Origin of the sequence: Actinoplanes sp. NPDC020271 (assembly GCF_044388125.1) — a bacterium.
In the GTDB taxonomy this organism is placed as follows: Bacteria; Actinomycetota; Actinomycetes; order Mycobacteriales; family Micromonosporaceae; genus Actinoplanes.
In genome coordinates this window covers 21,854-42,109 of record NZ_JBIRWQ010000027.1, presented here as the reverse complement: position 1 = coordinate 42,109, position 20,256 = coordinate 21,854, and the positions used below count along the sequence as shown (strand labels likewise).

The window sequence follows — 20,256 nt, the reverse complement described above, 5'->3', positions numbered from 1 at the left end:
CTTGCCAGCGCATCCAGCTTAGCCGGCTTCAGCGATGTTCCGGGAATGGTGCTTGGACTGTGTGATGAAGCTCGGCGCCTGCTGGATTTGGTTCCAGCAGGCGCCGAGGTGGTACGAGGTGAGCGGGACGGTCAGAAAATCATCGTGTAGCTGTTGAAGATGCTCGTTCCGATGTAGTTCGGCCGGCTGGGGTTAAGCCAGCCGTTGGCGCCGTTACCGCGGAACAGGTACAGCTCGCCGGTGTCACCCTTGCGGACGATCATGTCGTCGAGGCCGTCGCCGTCGAAATCCTGGGGCGAGAAGATAGCGGTGTAGTTATTGAATCCGCTGGTCCCGACCTTGTCCGGATTCGTGCCGTTTTGCCACGTCTTGTTGCCGGTGCTGCGGTAGAGGTACAGCTCGCCGGCGGCGTTGCGGCCGACGATGTCGGTGTTGCCGTCGTGATTGAAGTCGCCGGTGAACAGGTGGTTGTAGGTGTTGAAGCCGGTGGCGATCTTGTCGGGGCTGCCGCCGTTCTGCCAGTACTTGTTGCCGTTGCCGCGGTACAGGTAGAGCTCCCCGGCGCTGTTTCGGGCGACGATGTCGGTGTTGCCGTCGCGGTTGAAGTCGCCGGCGACGATCATGTTGTAGCTGTTGAAGCCCACGCCCATCTTGTCCGGGCTGCCGCCGTTCTGCCAGGCATTGGTGCCGTTGCCGCGGTACAGGTACAGCTCGCCGGCGGTGTTACGGCCGAGGAGGTCGACGTTGCCGTCACGGTTGAAGTCGCCGGTGACCACGATGGTGTAGTTGTTCCAGCCGCTGCCGATGGCGCTGTAGCCGGAGGTGAATCCGCCGCCGCCGTTGCCCCGGTACAGGCGCAGGCCGCCGTCGGAGGCCCTGGTGAATACGTCGGTCCGGTTGTCACCGCTGAAGTCGCGGATCGCGGGGTTTCCTTCGTCGGGGACGACGACCTGGTTGAAGGTGATCACCTCGGCGATCTGGCCCGTGAAGAATCCGGACGGGCTGGTGCCTTCGCGGGTCGCGCCGATGCGGAAGGCCTTGGTGGAGGCCCACGGGTAGGGCTGGTTGGCGGTGGCTACATCCTTGCCGTTGACGTGCAGGTCGAGAACACCAGTGCCTTTGGTGAAGGTGGCGGTCAGGTGGGTCCAGACGCCGAGCTTGACGCTGTTGTTGGGTGCGGTCGCGACGGCCCAGGTCGCGGTGGTGTCGTCCTTACTGGTGAGTCCGAATCGCCAGCTGGCGGTGGCGGTGTCGGACCAGAGCTTGAATGCCGTGGTGTTCGTGCCGTCCTGGGAGAGCACGACACCGCCGAGGGCGGTGGGTTTGGCCCAGACATCGACGGTGAAGTCGCCGTTGGTGTTGATCGCCGATGAGGTGGTGGCGAGGCTGCCGCCGTCGAAGGCGACGTCGGGTTCGAACAGGTCACCGTTGTTCCAGGTCGCCTTCTGGGTGGCGACGGCCTGCAGGCCGGTGGCGTTGGTGATGCTGTCCTTGGCGGGGCGGTCGGCGTCGACGTTCCAGACGACCTTGGTGGTGGTGTCGCCGCTGCCGGCGCCGGGCGCGACGTAGTCGTTGAGCATCCAGGCGTGGGTGCCGGTGAGGACTTTTTGGTTGGGTTTGGCCGTGATGGTGCCGGCGGTGTCGGTCAGGTTCGTGACGAGCCAGGCCGTGGCTGCGGCGCCGTCACCGACGGTCCACAGGTCAGGGATGGTGTCACCGTTGATGTCTGCGGCGGACAGGGAGATGTTCGCGCCGGTGTTGAACGTCGTGGACAGCTGGTAGGAGGTGAAGGAGTCGAGGGCGCCGGTTTCCTTGTTGTACTTGATGTTGTTCCAGAGGTAGAGCTTGCCGGTGCTGGCCTGCCAGAGGAACAGGGCGGTGCCGGTGGCGGTTTGTGCGCTGGCGAGGGTCCAGGTCGACCAGTCCGTGCCGTCGGCAGGGGTCTTGTTCGACAGCATGTTCACTTCGCCGTAGCCGCCGACCGCAGTGGTCGGGTAGTAGGTGAGGAAGCTGGTCGCATCAGGTTTCGAGGCGATGCCGAGCAAGCTGGGATAGCTGCCGCTGAACAGGCCCGCGTTGACGACCTGTTTCGGGTTTTTGATGTCTTGGAAGTCGTTCCAGTCGGTGGTGGTGAAGCTGCCGCTGGCGATGTTGGTGAACGTGCCGTCGCGCTGGGTCTGGAATGCCGATCCGTCGCCGCTGCCGTTCAGGATGACCGCTCCGCCGGTGATCTCACCGGGGGTGGAGTCTCCGGGGTAGTACACCAGGACGTCCTGCAGGCCGGTTCCGGCGAAGTGCCCGGTGATGGCTTGGGCGCCGTTGAAGCTGGTGGGGCTGCCGCTCTGGCCGGGGCTGGTGACGCCGTTGCCGTGAGCGCCGACGTTGGTGGCGGTGACGGAGATCCGGCCGTCGCCCTTGCCTTGGGCAAGCCACACGCCGGCGGCGACACTGTTCTTTCCGCCGACGGTGACCAGGTCGGTGAGGTTGTCGCCGTTGAGGTCGCCGTCGATGGCGGTGTTAGCCGGTTTGGCGTTGAACGTCATGGACGAGGAGGAGCCGATGTTGCCGCTGGCACCGCGGCTGGTGACGGTCAGCGTGTTGGTGAAACGGGTCGGCGTGACCACGATCTGGGTAGCGGTGGTCGCGTCAATCGTGCCGTAGGGGCCGGCGTTGAGCTGGTACAGGTATTCCGTCGGTGCGGAGGCGCCGTCCTTGGGCGGGGTCACTGCAATCGAGATTGACTGCCCGATCTGAGCAGTACCGGCTGCGACCTGCTCGATGTCGGGGTGTCCGGCTCGTGTGGTGTCGTAGACGAAGCTGCAGGTGGCCCAATCGCTGGTGGACAACCCGTCAGAGGCCTGGACCGCCCAGTTGAATTTTTGGGTTCCACCTGCAGGGGTGTTGTTGGTGAGGTCGTCGGCGTTGAGCCTGACGACGGTGGTGCTGCCGGAGGTAACGTCCAGCGGCGAGGTCTTGGCGGGGTCGACGAGCATCGTGTTGGTGCCGTCTTTCCACACCTTGAAGCTGGCGCCGACCGTTCCGCCGTCGGGGTCCGCGACAGTTGCGTACAGCGAGATCGAGCCCTGGCTGACCAGCGCCGCGGAGGCACAGTCGTTGGACTGCGACGTCTTGAGGCCGCTCGGAGTGTTCGGCTTGTGGTTGTATGTGATGGCCAGGGTGGGGCTGGTCTCGAGGAACTTCTTCCAGCCTCCGGTGTCGGTTTCGCTGCTGGCGACCAGCGCGAACGTCTGGAGTTTCTTGCCGGCCTTCACATCAGCGGTGATCGTGCTTTTGACGTCGAACGGGATGGCGGTGGCCGGGCAGCTGGAGTTGTAGCCGTAGTTGGTAGTTGCAGAGTCGACGGCGGTGCCCAGGCTCACGCCAGACCAGGCGTTCCACGTCGCGTTCGATGAGGTGAGGGTGTTGTTAGCCGGCGCGAACAGGTTGACCTTGCTCGCGGTGCAGGAGTACGCGTAGATCTGGGTGACCTTCAGCAGGGCACTGTTGATCGTCGCGCCGGACAGCACCGAGGTCGGCACCGAGAAGTTCATCAGTGTCCGGGCGGTGATCTCGCCGGAGTAGCCGACCTGCATGTGCCCGTCAGGATCCGGAGTGTTCTTCCAGTAGTTGGTGCCGGCGAAGTTCTTGCTGATCGTTGCCCATCCGCTGAACCCGCCCGCGACCGGCGTCCAGGTAGCTGTCGGGTCGATGAACACCGGGTACTTGGTCGCTGCACCGGAGAGAAGGCTCTGGTCTGGGGTCAACTCGAGTCGGCCGGATCGGATGGCTGCGCCGAGCTTGGCGACCTTGGCGCCGGCGCCTGGGCCGCGCAGCGTGGACCGGATCGGCTGGCCGGCGGGGTCGCGGTCAATCCCGTCGAGAGAGGCGCGGCCGGGCTTGGCCGGTTCGGTGGAATCCCACATGGTTGGTGCCGGCGCGGACAAGATGGTGCGGCCGAGCCGGTCCTTGCCGGTCACGTTGCCGGCCTTGTCGGTGGCTATGGTCATGCCGGTGGGGGCCATCGGCAGTGCCAGCTTCGACAGGGCGGGATTGGTCGCTGCGGTCGCGTCGTGCACGACGAACACTTCGGAGAAACCGCCGACTGTGCGGGCGGTGACCTGGAGGTCGACGCCGGGCAGCACATTGGCGTAAGTGGCGGTCGGTCCGGCTACGATCGGTTCGGGCAGGGTCATCGGTGCCCCGATGGTGGTGCCGAGTTTGCTGTCGCCTAGCACGGCCATGGGGGAGTTGCCACCGCCGGAGATCCGCAGCGAGGTCTGCGCGACCTTCGGTGACCACGTCCCGTCCACGTTGCGTACGAGCGTGGCGTCCAGGTCCTGCCAGGTGTCGCCGACCTTGGTGCGGACGGGAAGTGCGGACTGGTTCAGCGTCACCGTTCCGTTCGGGTTCGCCGTCAGGGTTGAGGTTTCGGTAGTGGCGCTTGTCGCATCGACCGGCTTGCCGGTCTGCCGCGCCTGTGCGATGGCGTCATCGACGCTTATGCCCGTAGCTGCCGGTTGCTGAGAGTCTGCTGGCAGTGGTGGCCACGCTGTTGCCGAGGACGGATCCGCTGGTTCCGGCGCCGCCAAGGCCGGCCCCGCGACCAAGGTTGTCAGCACGCCGACGGCTGCTGCTAACGACAGCGCGCGCCTGCTCGCGCTGACTGATTTCCCCGCTCTGAGCACGTTTTCTCCAGGTTCGTGGAGTGGTCCTTACGGCGGGGCACTCTATGCCTGGCAACATCCCGAACGCATCATCCGGATGGTGACTGGTGTCTCAGTTAGCAACTTGCCGCGCTTGCTGGTTACCGGATTGTTGTGAAGACTCTGTGAATTTCGCCGGGCTCGTGGCAGACTCCCGCACCGGGTTCGGTGGTCCGGCTGAGCCGTGACTTGGTTTGCGCTTCAATGGGGGCACATCCGCCATGGGTTATCTCGTCGTGCTCTGGCGCACGTGACCGCGATGGTCCGCGTCGTCGGCGTCAACAACCGTGATTCCGACACTTGCGTACCGGCTCAAGCGGTGGCCGGCGCCGTCGCTTGAGCTGGATAGTTTTCGAAGCCGAGCCGACCAGAACGGTTGTCGGCCGTTCGGGCGACAGGAGTAATCGTGACCGTACCTGAAGGAAATTTGAGGTGGGATGCGCTTACCAGGCTTGAGTAGTGCGTGCTTTACGGCGCAGCTATACGCGCTCTGCTGCAAGACTTCGCTTCCAACTGGTGGTGTCCGGTGTTGACTGGTTGCAGGATTCTTCTCTGCCCTATGTTCTACCATTGGTAGAAACGCATACCGAGCCCGCCCGGATGGCGCCATCGAAGAATCCGCCCTTCGAAGTCGCGGGCCCACGCTGCCTGCTTCCCTTAACTACGAATTTTATCAACCCGTCGGCTTCGTCAATTATTGTAGGGAGAAAGCCGTGAGTTCGTCTGCGATTAATCCATCGATTCCGCCGTCTCGCTTGCGGATTTACCTCATCGCTTTTTCTGTAGCTTTCGTTGTTGCGCTCGTTACTGCGGGGTTCGCCATTTGGCGATTTAACGGCGATCAGGAAGTGCGTTACGAGGTAGAGTCAAAAAACAATATGGCCACGATGATTACCTGGGCGGTTGACTCTGGCGAAGGTCTAGCCAAGGCGCCTACCTCACTCGGTGAGACGGTCAGCATCCCGTGGTCAACCACGGTCACCTTCAAGAACCGGGGTAAAAGGCTGTCCTTGGCTGTTGATCTGGCCGGCTCTGGTGATGCCACCTGCAGGATCTTCGTCGATGACAAGAAGATAGCCGAATCCACAAACGCCGCGGGCGTCTTGTGTGAAGCGCTATTGCCCTAGCGGATGATCTGCAAGGGGCAGACTGCCTGCAAGGTGAATCCGGAGACGGACTTCGCCGCCTCGACCTAGATGACTGGTGTTAAACGCGGGTTGATCGGACGCCCACGTCATTTCGGTGGGAGGCCCCCGGCATCGACCGCCGACGCCTCGCGGCCCCAGTCGAACACGGTCCTGGCAGACGTTCCGCGGTTTGCTTCGTCGACGAAAGCACGACACGTCCGGGGGTAGAGCCTCTCGGTGAGGCTGCCATAGGGCGCCACAGGGCGCAGGATAAGTGAATCTGATATCGGATCGTTCCTGTACGCATGGCCCGTCGGTGCCGCTTACGACGGCCATTGCAGGTGAGGTCCGAACGCGTGTGCGACCAGCCCGCCGGAGTCATGTACGCGCGCATCATGGCATTGGGGTTTGATGCTGACCGGCTGACGAATCCCTTGTTGAGCTGTGGCACCTCCTGCGATGTCTAGGGCCTCTGAGGACAGCCGAAGGTGACCAGGGTGCCGTTTCCGGTGCCCCATTTCCGGAAGTAGTCGACAATCCCGATAAGCCCGCCAACCGCCCAACTCCGACCTCGGTGCGCGCGGCGGTTCTGGCTATGGATGCTGTTGCCGCGCTCGAAGCAGGCGCCGATCGCCAGGCGGTCGTCCATGCCACGCCCGTGGGGAGGCGTGATGATCGTCTCAGCTGCGCAACTCGCCGCGCTGGCACGTGGCCGGATTGTTGTGAAGACTCTGTGAATTTGCCGCCGGTCGTGGCAGACTCCCGCCCCAGGGTTTGGCGATCTTGCCGACCGCGACCTGTTTCTGCACTTCAACGGGGGTTTATCCGCCATGGGGTTATCTCGCCGTGCCCTGGCGTTCGTGACCGCGGTGGTCTGCGGCGTCAGTACCGCCGTCGCGGTCCCGACATTGGCCGCGCCAGCTCAGGCCAGGCCGAAGCCATCACCGGGCCGGTCGGTATCGGGCGTCAAACCGACCACGTTCCGGTTTGCCAAACCACACGACGACGCCAAGAGCAGCTACCGGCCGACAGCGACTCAGCTGCCCACAGCCGCCACTGGTGCGCTGACCCTGGCGGGTTCGAAATATGGGCGCGTGGCGGGCACACCCGTATGGGCACGCCCGGCGGCCAAAAGCTACGCCGGTACAGCGCAGGCGGATGTGCAGGTATTGGATCAAGCTGCGGCTGAACGTGCTGGCGTGTCGGGCGTACTGGTCAAGCTAACTCCGAAGAGCGGCAACGCAGGCCGGATCAAGGTAGGCGTGGACTACGGTACGTTCGCCGAGGCCTACGGCGGCAACTACGGCTCGCGGCTACAGCTCGTACAAATGCCTGAGTGCGTACTGACCACACCGGCTAAGGCCGAGTGCCGCACTCGCACCCCCCTGAACTCGGCCAACGACGCCAAGTCTCAAGCGGTCTCCGCCGACGTAACCCTGCCGAGCGCGGCATCCAGCTCGTCCTCGGCCGTTTCTCGGTCGGCTGCGGTCAGTACTTCCGCGGTGGTATTGGCCGCGACCGCCGGAACCGACAGCAACGGTGGCAAGGCCGGCACCTACAGTGCTAGCGACCTGAACGCGTCCGGTTCCTGGGCGGGCGGTGGCAGCGCCGGCTCGTTTGGTTACAACTACCCGATCGCCATGCCCCCGTCCCCGAGTTCGCTTATCCCTACCGTCGGGTTGTCCTACGACTCGAGCGCAGTGGACGGGCAGACCGCATCGACTCAGGCACAGGCCTCCTGGATCGGTGATGGCTGGAGCATTCCACGCTCGTACATCGAACAGTCCTTCATCTCCTGCAAGGACGATCCCGAAGGCACCGCTTCACCGTCGAAAACCGACGACCTGTGCTACGACGGCCTCATCCTGACGATGTCAATGAATGGTGCCTCCAACGCCCTGGTCTACGACAAGGCCAAAAGCACGGTTGTCAACAACAAGGCCACGGACGTGTTCCGAGCGCAATCCGACAGCGGCGAGATCATCCAGCACGTCTACGACAAATCGCTGCGATACGACGCGGGCACCTGGCAGGTGACAACCCGCGACGGCATCGTCTACCAGTTTGGGCTGAACAAACTCCCTGGCTGGGCCACGGGCAAAGCAACGACGAACTCCGTCGACACCGTACCGGTGTACGGCTCGCACGCAGGCGATCCGTGCTACAGCACGTCCGGCTTCGACTCGTCCTCGTGCACGATGGCACGCCGGTGGAACCTCGACTACGTCACGGACGTGCACGGCAACGCCATGTCGTACTACTACAAGCAGTCCACGAACTACTACGGCCGTAACCAGGGCAAGACCATGGACACCTATGTCCGCGACAGCTACCTGGACCACATCGACTACGGCTTCCGCGCCGGCGGCGCCTACGGCACGGTTCCGAACAAGGTTGAATTCACCACCGGTGACCGCTGCGTGTCCGGCACCTGCCAGCCGCTCAACACGACCAACAAAGCGAACTGGCCCGACGTTCCCTACGACCTGATCTGCGTTTCTGGTGCCACCTGTAAGTCATGGGGACCGTCATTCTTCTCGACCGTCCGGCTAACCGCCATCACCACCAAGCAGTACACCTCGAGCGCCTACCAAGCGGTTGACACTTACGCCTTCGCCCAGGCGATGCCAGCCACGGGGGACGGCACTTCACCGACCCTGTGGCTGTCCTCGATCGTCCGGACGGGCTCGGACACCACATCAGGCGGGAGCTCGGCGGTCACGCTGCCACCGGTGTCGTTCGCCAGCGTCAAGCTGCCCAACCGGGTCGCAGTGAGCGACGGGTTCCCGGCCTACTACCGGCAGCGGCTGCAGTCGATCACTACCGAGACCGGCTCGGTTATCACCGCCAACTATGACTTGCCCAAGGCATGCCCGGCGACCAGCGGCCTCGACCCGGCGACGAACACGAACTCCTGCTACCCGGTGCGCTGGACGCCGGCGGGGCTGACCGATCCGATCCTGGATTGGTTCAACAAGTACGCCGTCACCCGCGTGACCGCCACTGACCCGACCGGCGGAGCTGTTGCTACATCGACCAGCTACGACTACATGGGCGGCGCGGCATGGCACTTCGACAACGACGAACTGGTCAAGCCGAAGTACCGCACCTACGGGCAGTTCCGCGGCTACGCCAAGGTCCGCACCTATACCGGTGACGGTGTCAGCGACCGGCGAACCATGTCAGAAAACACCTTCTACCGCGGCATGTCGAAGAACAACAACACCACCACGGTGAACGTGACGGACTCGCAGGGCGGTACACACGAGGACCTGAACGAACTTGCCGGTTCCGTGCTGGAAACCACCACATACCAGGGTGAGTCAGGCGCCGTCGACAATTCGACGATCAGCGCCTATTGGGTGTCCGCAGCCACCGCGACACGTACCCGCACAGGCCTTCCCGCGCTGACAGCCAACTGGATAGAACCCGTCCTCAAACTGACACGCCAACGAGTGACCGGAAGCGGTGGAACGACCTGGCGATATCAGGAGGCTGACTACACCTACGACGCCAACATCAGCTCGCCCACCTTCGGTGTCATGAAAACCGGCTACAGCCACACGGTTCCGGCCGACCCCAAATTCGACCGGTGCGCCACCAACACCTTCGCGCCGACCGGAACTGCCAGCGCGCTGGTGGGCCTGGTGTCACAGACCGAAACAGTCGCCGTGGCCTGCGGCGGATTCACCCAGGGCAACCCTGCCTCGGTACCGGTGAGCCCGAACTCGCTGACCGCACCGACGACAGTGACCCGGCCAGCGCAGGTGCTGTCACAGACGCGAACGTTCTACGACGACAAAACCTGGAACACCACATTCCCGCAGACCAGCGTGCCCACCAAGGGCGAAGTCACGATGACGCAAACCGCCAAGGACTACGCCAATAGCACCTACACCTACCAGACCATCAGCAAGAAGGCCTACGACGATTACGGTCGAGAACTTCAGGCTTACGACGCCAACGGCAATCTGACCAAGACCGACTTCACCGCAAACACGGCCGGGCTGACTACCGGCATCACCGTCACCAACCCGCTCGGGCAAACCAGCTCCACCTCCTTCAGCCCGATGCGTGGGCTCGTCCTGAGCGGTTCCGACCTCAACGGCGTCGTGAACAGCCACCGATACGACGCGCTTGGCCGTACCACCGGGGTCTGGCTCAACAACCGCGCCGTCACCAGTCCCGCCAACTACAAGTTCACCTACACCATCTCCAACACCGGCATCACCGCGACCACCACCGAGCGCGCGAACGACGCCGGCGGCTACATCAAATCAGTCACGCTCTACGACGCAATGCAGCGCGTCCGGCAGACACAGACGGTCACCCCCCAAGGCGGCCGGATGATCACCGACAACTTCTACGACAGCCGAGGGTGGATCAGCGCCACCTACAACGGTTGGTGGGACTCCAAGACCAGCCCGACAGTTGGCGCCCCCGTCAGCGCCACTGACCTCAAACTGAACGTACCGAGCCAGACGTTCCCCACCTACGACGGCCTCGGCCGGCCGGTCGTGGTGCGCCAATCCAAAAACAACGTCGAGGTTTCCCGGACCACCACCATCTACCAAGGCGACCGGACCACCGTGGTCCCGCCCACCGGCAGCACCGTCACAACAGCGACCACCGACCCGATCGGCCGAACCAACGCCCTGATCGAGTACAAGGTCCGCCCCTCGGTGAACATCCCGGCCGATACCTTCACCGGCAGCTACAGCATCGCTCAACCGGCTGCCACCGAAATGATCACCACGACCTACGGCTACGACGCCCGCGGCGACCGGACCACCGTCACCGACACCAAGAACAACACCTGGACCACTGCCTACAACCTGCTCGGCCAGACAACAAGCAAAACTGACCCGGACGCCGGCACCACGACCGCGATGTCCTACGACAGCAACGGCAACCTGCTGCAGGCCACCGACGCACGCGGCAAGACCGTGTCTACCAGCTACGACGCACTGAACCGGCCGACCGGTACATATGCGGCAACTACCGGCGCACAAAGCGCCAGCAACCAGCTGACCAAGCTGGTGTACGACAACAGCGACAACGCCGTCACAAACATGACCTACCCGAAGGGCCATCTGACCTCAGCGACCTCCTACAACGGCGGCCAGCCCTACAAATTCCAAGCCCGCGGATTCAACGTCTTCGGCGCCTCAATCGCCGAAACAATCACCATTCCCGCAAGCGAAGGCACCCTCGCCGGCGACTACACCGTCGGCCACCAATACACCACCAGCAACGGCCTGCTGCTCAAGGACGTCTACCCGGCTAAACACGACCTACCGGCCGAAACACTGGTCCACCACTACGACGCCTTCGACAACCCGGACACCCTCAGCGGCGTCAACGGCTACGTCCAAGGCGTAACCGAGGACGCGTACGGACGAGTCAACTACCAAACCCTGGGCGCGGCACCAAACCTCGCCAACGTCAGCAGCTACTACGACGAGCACACCGGCCAACTGACCAAACAACTGGTGACCCGAACCCCCGGCACCCCCGCCGACGTAGACCAGCAGGACTACACCTACGACCCGACCGGAAACCTCACCCGGCAGACCAGCACCCGCCTAGCCTCAGGCAGCATCGGAGAAACCCAGTGCTTCGCCTACGACGAACTCCGACGTCTGACCCAAGCCTGGACCGCCACCGACAGCTGCGCCGCCACCCCGACCACCACCGATCACACAACAGTCGGCAACACCATCGGCGCAGGCAGCGCCTACTGGACCACCTGGACCTTCGACGACCTCGGCAACCGCACTAGTCAGGTCCAGCATGCGATATCCAGCACTACGGACACCACCACCAACTACACGTACGGTGCTAAACCGCACCAGGTCACCACGACCACGACTAGTGGAGCCAGCACCGGCGCCACGAGCTACACCTACGACGCGGCCGGCAACACCATTACCCGCAACCCTGGCACCGGTGACCAGACCTTGAGCTGGGACGACAACAGCAACCTGGCCGGCGCTGTCACCAATAAGGGCAGCAGCAGCAACGTCTACGGCCCCGACGGAGAGCTACTGCTGCAGAAAGATCCCGGAACAACCACCCTCTTCGTGGGAAGCCAGCAGTTCGCGCTGAACACCAGCACGAACGCAGTCACCGGAACCCGCTACTACGCCCTACCCGGCGGCGGCAGCGCAATCCGCACCAACGGCACCTACACCTTCGCAATCGCCGACGCACACGGCTCGCCAACGCTCTACCTGGACAGTACTGCGCAGACACCAACCTGGCGCATGTACACCCCATATGGCGACAACCGCGGCGCCACCATCAACATCCCCGACAATCGTGGCTTCCTCAACAAGACAATCAACAGTGGAACGGGCCTGATCCACGTCGGTGCCCGCGAGTACGACTCGGCGATAGGCCGATTCATCTCAGTCGACCCTGTCCAGGACCTGTCCGATCCACAGCAGTGGAATGGCTACGCATACGCCAACAACAATCCGGCCAGCATGAGCGACCCAACTGGGCTGCGCGGCGACGACCAATACTACGGATCAACCGGCGCCAGCCTTAAAGAAAAGAACAGCGCTGACGCCGCCGAAAACAGCACCACCGGAACCGAAATCAACGGCAGCGGAACCCCGAAATCAGGCGTGACTGGCGGTCGCGGGCACTCATCAGAGAAGCGATCTGACTCCTGTTACGCCACGTGTGACGGCCAGCAGGTCCTTTACAAGAAGATTGTTCTACCCGCTTCGATGAGCAAGGAGAAGCAGGACCGGATTATCGCCAAGTTCTGGAAGGGATACAGATACCTATTCTGCATGCCCAGCGGATTCTGTTACGACGATGCCGAGAATCTGATGGCATACAACTTCACAGCGCTACTCAAAGATGTGTGTCACTCCGAGGGTGGCTGCGGCGAGGCCATTGACAAAATAACTTCGCTAGATTCCCTTATTCAGGCTGCCGCAGCCGATGGAATGTTTCTTGGTGCCGGTGAACAATCGGGAGCCGGACTCGGAGGTCACTCGCCATTCTTCGGAGGAAAAGCGGAGGCCCCGCCGGCTAGAGCGCCGATGGAGCAGCCGTCATGTAACAGCTTTACCGCCGATACCCCTGTGCTGATGGCCGATGGGACAGCGAAACCAATCGGATCCGTACGCGTCGGTGACAAAGTTGTTGCCACTAATCCTGAAACTGGAGAAACGTCTCAAAAAGCGGTAACAAAGGTTCATGATAACGTTGACTCAAAATTCGTTGACCTGAACATAATTGACGCCACCGGTCACCTGGAAACTATTCATACAACGAGCGAACATCCATTCTGGAGCGAAAGTGATCACGAATGGGTTAACGCAGGTTCCCTGAGCATTGGCACGTACCTGCGCTCAACCAATAAGGGCAGTGCAGAGGTCGCGAGCCGCGTCATTTATTCAGGTAGTCGGCACATGATTAATCTCACGGTTGCTGACATTCACACGTACTATGTAATTGTCGGCACGACGCCGGTTCTCGTACACAATGCTGGCGGGTCCTCTAGCCCGTCAAAGGGGGCCGCTGGCACGCAGATGCTGATCGACGACCTGACCGTCCGGGGGTACGTCATTCGAGGCACAGAGATCAGCTTCAAGGCTGCTAACGGCGTAAAGGTGCGGTTTGATGTTGTGGCCGAAAAGAACGGTGTAATTTCAGTTTACGACGCCAAGAATGGGCCTTCTGCCGGGTATACTGAAAATCAAGGAAAGCTGGGCGGATATAATTCGGTAGAAACGAACGGAGGAACGTTCTACGGGCGCAACGCGCGGAAGGCAGGTCTTGCCGGAACGGTCCTTGGCCCCACACGCGTGAACATTGCTGGCTTCGGCGGCTATCCTCATTGCTGACGACTGGAAGAGGTGATGAAATGAGCAACCTGGAGCGGGACAGCCAGGACGCCTGCGCATCTGCCTTGAGGCAGTACGGTTACACGGTGAAGCGTCGAGGCCTTCTCTTGCAACCTCGCGACAAGAAGGAGGTCTCAGGGTGGCTTGGCCTCAACCTTGCAACATGGGGGTTGCCGGCTAAGTTGCAGGTCAACCCCGTGGTCGGCGTTAGGTATGTTCAGCTTGAGAAGGCGTTGGTGGAGCTGGCGGGCTGGAAAGCTCCAGTAGCATGCGTCTCGAAACCACTGGGCTACCTCATGCCGCAGAACACGTTTGTACAGTGGGACTTCTTGGCGGAGGGCGATCTGACTGCGTCAGCTGAGGACTTGGCGTCTGCCGTTGGGGTCTATGGGCAGCCTTTCATTGACAAATGGGCGATCTGGGAGGATTTCTCTGCTGGGGTTGCCGGCTCGGGGCTCCTGCTTGACAATCAGCGTTTCTTTATCCTTCCCCTTATAGCTGCAATCAACGGAGATCGATCCGCTGCTGAGTTGCTGATCCGACAGGAATTGGATCGCGTGGGAGGTGCGCAGGATGTCTATTCGCAGACTTTTAGAGAATTTGCGGCGAAATTGGTCGCGCGAGCGTTCAACGTAGGCGGAAGATAGCGGGTAGAGGATGTGCCGGTAGGAATTATCTAGAAGATTGTTCCTGCATTTCGCCAGACACCTAGACGATCGTGTGGCTGCCACGTTTAAGGGTGGCCATACGGTCTCACCGGAAAGATTTATCGGCAGCAGGGTAAGACAGCACAGCCAGGGTCATTGCATTCTCGGGTAACTGCTGGTCACGGCGGTGATCAGGTCGTGTGACCGGCGGTTGGCCTGCCGGGTGGCGCGGGCGATGTTGGTCGCGCCGGTGATCCGATGCCAGCCGATCGCGGTGTTACGCAGGGTCGCGATGACCGCGGGTCCGTTGCTGGTCCGGGCTTGGTGCAGGTCTTCACGGAAGTCACATCACGGACGTGGTGGAGGCTTCCTGGATGAACATGGTCCAGATCTTTTTCGGGATCATCGGCCGCCAGGCCATCACCGAGGCAGCTTCACCAGCGTGCCGGATCTGATCGGCGCGATCCGCGCGTTCATCGACGGCTGAAACCAGCGCTGCCAGCCGTTCCGCTGGACCAAAACCGCCGATCAGATCCTCGCCAAGGCCGTGCGCGACTAATCAGAAGGCTTGGCTGGCAACGCCGCTGTAGCCGCTCAACCCATATTGCTGAGCTAAATCGAAGATGCCGTCAAGCCGGTCGAGCATGCCCACCGGCAAGGTGAGTAGAACGTACTTCGCGCCGTCTTCGGGCACGTCGAGTAGAGCATCTTCGGTCGGCTCAAGCACGTCCACCAGGTCCGGCCACCGTGACAGCAACTCTCCGCGAAACCACGAGACGTCAGAGTGCGGCTCAAGCCGTTCGGTGACCCCGTCGGCCAGTGCATCGAAGATGTCACCTGCATCGCCCTCAGCGACCCTCCAAAACGCCACGTCACTACTCACGAGGACGATGCTAACCGTCAAACGAAATGAGACACGCGACACTAGCGATCAGTGCGGGAGGCGAGTCAATCATGGGCCCGGCCCCGAACTGCGGAAACGTAGAGTCGCCTTGAGCTGCTAATATGTCCTCGGAAACGGCTTTGAGCCCGGAAGCTACTAGAGTGTACTCACAACCACTAGTCATCTGACTACGGATTAGATGGGTGAGCGTTCGAGTGGCGGATGGACTGCTTTAAATCTGGCGGTTGGAAGGGCGTGCCGACCGGCAATTAGCTATCCACGAGGTCTTCTCTGAGATTTTCGGATAAGGTGAATGTTTCTTCCCTGGGTTCTGCATCGAGGTCAGCCAGGGATTTGGTCAGTCCTCGAAGAAGCGTACGGATCCCGTCGGCGTCGCCGAGGGCATACCGGGCTCGCATTGCTTTGGTGTAGAGCATCTCGTTGTAGATGTCTAGGGCGATGGCTTTGTCGAGTAGGTCGGATGCGGCTTGGGGATCGTGCTCCATCAGGTCCTCGGCGAGCATGAGGTGGGCGTCGGTTCCCCATCGGCGTACTGCTTCGCGATGTGGCCCGATCCAGTCGTAGTCGCGTCCTTCGGCCAGCGGTGCGGTGTATAGCTCGCATGCTGTGGTGAGCATTTCGCGGCGGTTGGGTTCGGCGGCGATGTGGGCGCTGCGTACGAGGTCGCGCAGGGTCCAGATGTCGACGTCGACGGTTGTGGGGTCGAGTCGGTAGCGTCCGGCGGTTTTGATGACGTAGGAGTTCTTCGGTTCGGCGGCGCCGGCGCGGCCGAGTACGTGGCGCAGGTTCGAGGCGTTGGTGTGGACGCGCTGGTCGGCCTGACTGATGCGGGCGTCGGGCTCCAGGTATTCGCCGATGTCGCGGGTGGCCATGCCGGCGGGGTGGACGGCGAGCAGGACTGCCAGTTCCAGGGCTTTGGCTCGCAGCGGTCGTCCTTCCCCGGTGATGCCTTCGATGCGCGGTGGACCGAGCACTCGCAGGCGCGCTCGCCCTGATGCGGCAGTAGCTGTAGGCGTGACCGGCGTTTCTTCAGGTGCCGCCTCGTCAGCACGAGGGTCCAAAGGCGGGGTCGTCGCGGACGTGGTCTGCGTGGCGGCTGGTGGCTCGCCGGTGTGTGCCTCGCGAAGCACGTCAAGGATTTCGAGCGCGGCGGCCGGCTCGAGAACAGGCAGGCGGGGCGGCAGCGCGTCGATCTCGCCTCCGGATACGACCTGAGAGTTGCCGTCTGCGGCGACCTCGACGGTGACACCATGATCCCAGCTACCGAGCAGCACTGCGGAGACGTTGAGTGCCTGGCCCAGTGTCAGGGCGGCTCTGGTCCGCATGCGGCTGCCCGTGGCCGGCGTCTGGGCGATGAGAATGACCGGGGGAAGGGCTTCTTCGTCCGGGGCCGCTTGGCGAAGTTGTTCGAGGCTGGTGAGGTCGTGTTCGTCGAGGATGCGGCTGCGGTGCAGCAGCTGGGCCTCGATCATGGCGAGCGCGTCGTCGAGGTTTTGCGTGACGTGCATCCGTGGCCACGGCGAGGGCGCGGGAGCGTCTGGCCCGAGCAGGGTGGACAGCGTCGCGACGTCCGTGATGACTTCTCCGCGGGCGGCCGGGTGGTCCGGATCGCCGGAGGCCAGGACCGCGACGAGCGCCGCGCGGGCAGCAGCAGGCGCACCGTCGCCGACAAGGCTAGCTCCACCGGCCGGCCAAGGGACAAGGTCCGCAGGGCCCGAGGGAGTAGGTGCTTGGTCGCCGGAACTCGTCGTCATCTCGGGATGCCGGTTGGCGACGCGGTCGACCTCGGCCACGGTCGGCGGGAGTTGCGTCGGCGTCGCGGTGTCGGGTTCGCCGGTGTAGCGGCGACGGCGCTGGCGCCACACCATCGTCGCGGCGGCGGCGATCGCGGTGACGAGTGTCCAGGGCAGCCAGTTCCCGGAGGAAAGTCGAACCCCGTGCTCGTCGGTGACCGTTGCTGATGGTGATTCAGTGGTCGCGGGGCTGGCGGCCGATGGTTCAGGACCTGGCGTCTCGGTGGGGGGATTGGTCGAGCCCGGCCGGTTGCTTTCCGGGGTACTCGGTGACGGCAGGTTCTTCTTCGGCGGCCTGGATGCCTTCGGCGGCTTGGTTGCGGTGCCGGCGGGCGGCCGGGCGTCGTGCGGAAGTCGCATCTTCCAGCCGGGATAGATCAGATCGCAGTCAGTGAGCTCAGCTCCTCCGGGTTGGTGCTGATGCCGGTTCAGCCGGCAGATCTCAGGCCACCGGTCGGCGTCCCCGAGCCACCGGCGGGCGATCTTCGACAGGGTGTCGCCGCGCTTCACCTCGTACTCGAATTGGGTCTCGCCGACCAGCACCGTGACGGTCCCGCCCTGTCGCAGCGCGCTCGCGCCCGGCTGGTCGGCGCCCGGCGTGGCAGGGCCCGCTGCTGATGGCTGCCCGGTCGACGCGCCAGCGTGTGGAGTCGTGACGAACGCGATGACCGCGGTGCCGGCGAGCCCGAACAGCAGGCGGTGCAGTGGAGCGGGTAGACGCCATCGCGGGAGGCGCCAGCCCAGGATCACGGTGAGCAGGCTGCCGACCAGCAGGATGATCGTCAGGATCCAGAGCAGCCAGAGGCCGACGGCGACCGCCGCGACAGCTACCTGCGTGGCGTTCTGCGACCGCTGGCTCCCGAAGAATCCGGTCAGAACTTCTTTTGACGGTACGACGTGGCGGGGATCCCCGAAGACCATGGTGAGCAGCGCCGGCGGGATAAGACATAGCGCGAGCACTCCGGTCGACGCCCGCCCGGCAGCCACGATTCGCCGGGAACGCATCCGCGGTTCGGGGTGGGCAGGTGTCGTTGCGGCCCAGACGGAGGGCTGCCGGGCAAAGGCCGCGGCCTTGCGTTGCACCTCGTCGAGTTCATTGCCGTCGCTCATATGCCTGCCTCAGGATTGCGCCGAGCCTCGATCTCTACCGGGGAATTCACCTGCCACTCCAGCGCATTTGTGCGCATCTATCACCATCCGAAGAACATCAGCATGAGACCACCTCGCTACTGTCCTTTTGGGACACTGCCCGGCATGGCCGTGAACGATCTTCATCTGGCTGTAGAGATCGGCGCATGGTGGACCACCGCGGTCTACGCGCATAGCGACACCACATCGCCGCTCTACTTCGAAGGACAAGCACGCCTACCCAGCGGCGTCTATCGCCAGCCGGAAACCGGCGCTCTACTCACCGGAGCCCCCGCGCTCACCGCCGGCATAGACGACCCCGCCAGATACGAGCCAGATCCCATGGCGTTACTGCAAGCCGGTACATCCTCCGTCGACGGCCTCGATGCGCTCGCCGCGGTGGCAGCGGTCCTCGCCCACGTGGCAAACGTCGCGGCGATGCAGACCACCGGCCGGGTGACCGGACTGACCGTCGTCACCGCCCGCGCCTGGGGTCCGCGAGCCCGCCAACGCCTGCAGCAGGCAGCCGTGAGCGCAGGCCTGCCGGACCCGCACATTGTCACCGTGGCCGCTGCAGCCGCGAGCGCGGTCAACCGGCCCGGGCCGGACGGCCCCGTTCAATACGTCGCGGTGGGCACCGCCGGACTCGAGCTGGCGATCCTGGACTGCCCGACCGACTACCAGCAGCTCGCCAACCTACACGTGAGCGATCCCGTCGCCGACAGCGTCGACCAGGCGCTGCTGGTGAAAGCCGTCGAGCGGGTCGCCGCGGACTCCGCCGACCTGCCGGCGGGCTGGCGCGTCATGCGAGAGGTGCAACAGGCGCGGACCGTGCTCGCCACGCAGCCCCGGACCTCGCTACTGCTGCCCGAACCGTATCCGCCCGTGGCGTTGAGCCGTGAGGACGTGGCTGCCGCCGCCGCCCCGCACCTCGGTCACGTCGAGGAAAGCGTCAAACGGCTGGTCGCCGAGGCCGAGCTGGAAACTTCGGAGATCGGCGCGCTGGCACTCGTCGGTGACGATGCCGTCATCGCGGCCCTGGAGACCGAACTTGCCGCCGCGGGACTTGCGCCGGCCGTCGTCTTGCGGGACCCACATGCGATCGCGGTCGGCGCCCTCCTGCTCACCCAGCCGCTGCATGCTGCAAGCCACGGCACAGCAGCCACGACGCGGCTTCCTCGGACCCGGCTGACGCTGGCCAACCTCGCACGCACGGCCGTTTTGGCCGTCTGCTCGGTCGCGTTGCTGCTCCAGACGATCCGGACCGCTCTCACGTGGAAGACAGGAAGTGTGGTCACGTCCGTTTACCTGCCGCGGGAAAACATCGCCCTTGCGGCGGCGCTCGCTGCTCTCACCGGCTGGGCGGCGGCCCAGCTGACGCCCACGACCTGGATCCTCTCCTCGCACGCCGACGACGACGTCACCACCGGAGCGCTGCTGCGCCGTGGCTACCTCGGCGCCGCATCGCTGAGCCTCGCCATCGCCGGGCTATGGGGACTCGGCGTCGGCATCGGCCTGCACTACACCCCGGACCCATACCTGAAAGTCGCCCTGGCCACCGCCGCGCCCTTCGCCGCCGGGGCGGCCATCATCGCTGTCGCGTCCCCGCGTATCCCGGCACCAGCACTACCCGAATGGCTTCGCCGAGCCTGCCCACCGGTATCCGTCATCACCCTCGCCGCCGCCGGCGTCTTCCTCGAACAGCTGGCCGTCTCGACATCCCCCACATACCTGTTCAACATGACGGGTCTTTTCCAATCCATCGGTGCCGCCATGCTCGGCGTCGCCACCGCCCTGACCGCGACCCGCCAGCCACTGCTACGCGTCATCGCCGGAGTGGTCCTCGGCATCGGCTACGCCCTGGTCACAGGGTTCTTCACCGCCCGCTACCTGACCAGCGCGTACGTCGCCGTCCTCATCTGGTGGGCCGCGACGACGACAGTCACAGCAATCTCGGCCGGCACCCCGCTCGGCGCATGGTTCAAGCGCTGGCTCGGCTCGCCGGCATAAGCCGATTCTTGTCTGCGCGAGCTTGCGAGGGGAACGAATCCCGAGCGGTAACATGCGGACGAAATTGTGAGTGTTGGCC

At 63.6% G+C, this 20,256-nt stretch carries 7 protein-coding genes; 4 read left to right on the top strand and 3 right to left on the bottom strand.

Annotated elements, in window-relative coordinates; translation table 11 throughout:
* Nucleotides 1–131: 131 nt before the first annotated feature.
* Nucleotides 132–4,394, bottom strand: coding sequence for an FG-GAP-like repeat-containing protein (locus tag ACH442_RS38790; protein WP_396343104.1), 4,263 nt, complete (start codon nt 4,392–4,394; stop codon nt 132–134).
* 1,022 nt (nt 4,395–5,416) lie between these two features.
* Here ACH442_RS38790 and ACH442_RS38785 point away from each other — a divergent pair.
* The 3 genes from ACH442_RS38785 to ACH442_RS38775 all read left to right on the top strand — a co-directional run bounded on the left by ACH442_RS38785 (nt 5,417) and on the right by ACH442_RS38775 (nt 14,342).
* Nucleotides 5,417–5,830, top strand: a complete 414-nt coding sequence (locus tag ACH442_RS38785; RefSeq protein WP_396343103.1) for a hypothetical protein — start codon at nt 5,417–5,419, stop codon at nt 5,828–5,830.
* Nucleotides 5,831–6,690: 860 nt separating this feature from the next.
* On the top strand, nt 6,691–13,695 hold the full coding sequence (locus ACH442_RS38780) for a polymorphic toxin-type HINT domain-containing protein (protein ID WP_396343102.1): 7,005 nt from the start codon (nt 6,691–6,693) through the stop codon (nt 13,693–13,695).
* 20 nt (nt 13,696–13,715) lie between these two features.
* On the top strand, nt 13,716–14,342 hold the full coding sequence (locus tag ACH442_RS38775; protein ID WP_396343101.1) for a hypothetical protein: 627 nt from the start codon (nt 13,716–13,718) through the stop codon (nt 14,340–14,342).
* Nucleotides 14,343–14,901: 559 nt separating this feature from the next.
* Here ACH442_RS38775 and ACH442_RS38770 read toward each other — a convergent pair.
* Entirely contained in the window at nt 14,902–15,225 is a 324-nt protein-coding gene (locus ACH442_RS38770) for a hypothetical protein (RefSeq protein WP_396343100.1), read from the bottom strand.
* 269 nt (nt 15,226–15,494) lie between these two features.
* On the bottom strand, nt 15,495–18,149 hold the full coding sequence (locus ACH442_RS38765) for a BTAD domain-containing putative transcriptional regulator (RefSeq protein ID WP_396343099.1): 2,655 nt from the start codon (nt 18,147–18,149) through the stop codon (nt 15,495–15,497).
* Nucleotides 18,150–18,293: 144 nt separating this feature from the next.
* Between ACH442_RS38765 and ACH442_RS38760 the strand changes: the two genes are divergently transcribed.
* The gene (locus ACH442_RS38760; protein WP_396343098.1) at nt 18,294–20,177 is read left to right on the top strand and encodes a hypothetical protein; all 1,884 of its coding nucleotides are present in this window, start codon (nt 18,294–18,296) and stop codon (nt 20,175–20,177) included.
* Nucleotides 20,178–20,256 lie beyond the last annotated feature (79 nt).

Bases quoted from the DNA above. Each gene is read 5' to 3' on its own strand.
- ACH442_RS38775 (WP_396343101.1), top strand. From the start codon at position 13,716: ATGAGCAACCTGGAGCGGGACAGCCAGGACGCCTGCGCATCTGCCTTG.
- ACH442_RS38765 (WP_396343099.1), bottom strand. From the start codon at position 18,149: ATGAGCGACGGCAATGAACTCGACGAGGTGCAACGCAAGGCCGCGGCC.
- ACH442_RS38760 (WP_396343098.1), top strand. From the start codon at position 18,294: ATGGCCGTGAACGATCTTCATCTGGCTGTAGAGATCGGCGCATGGTGG.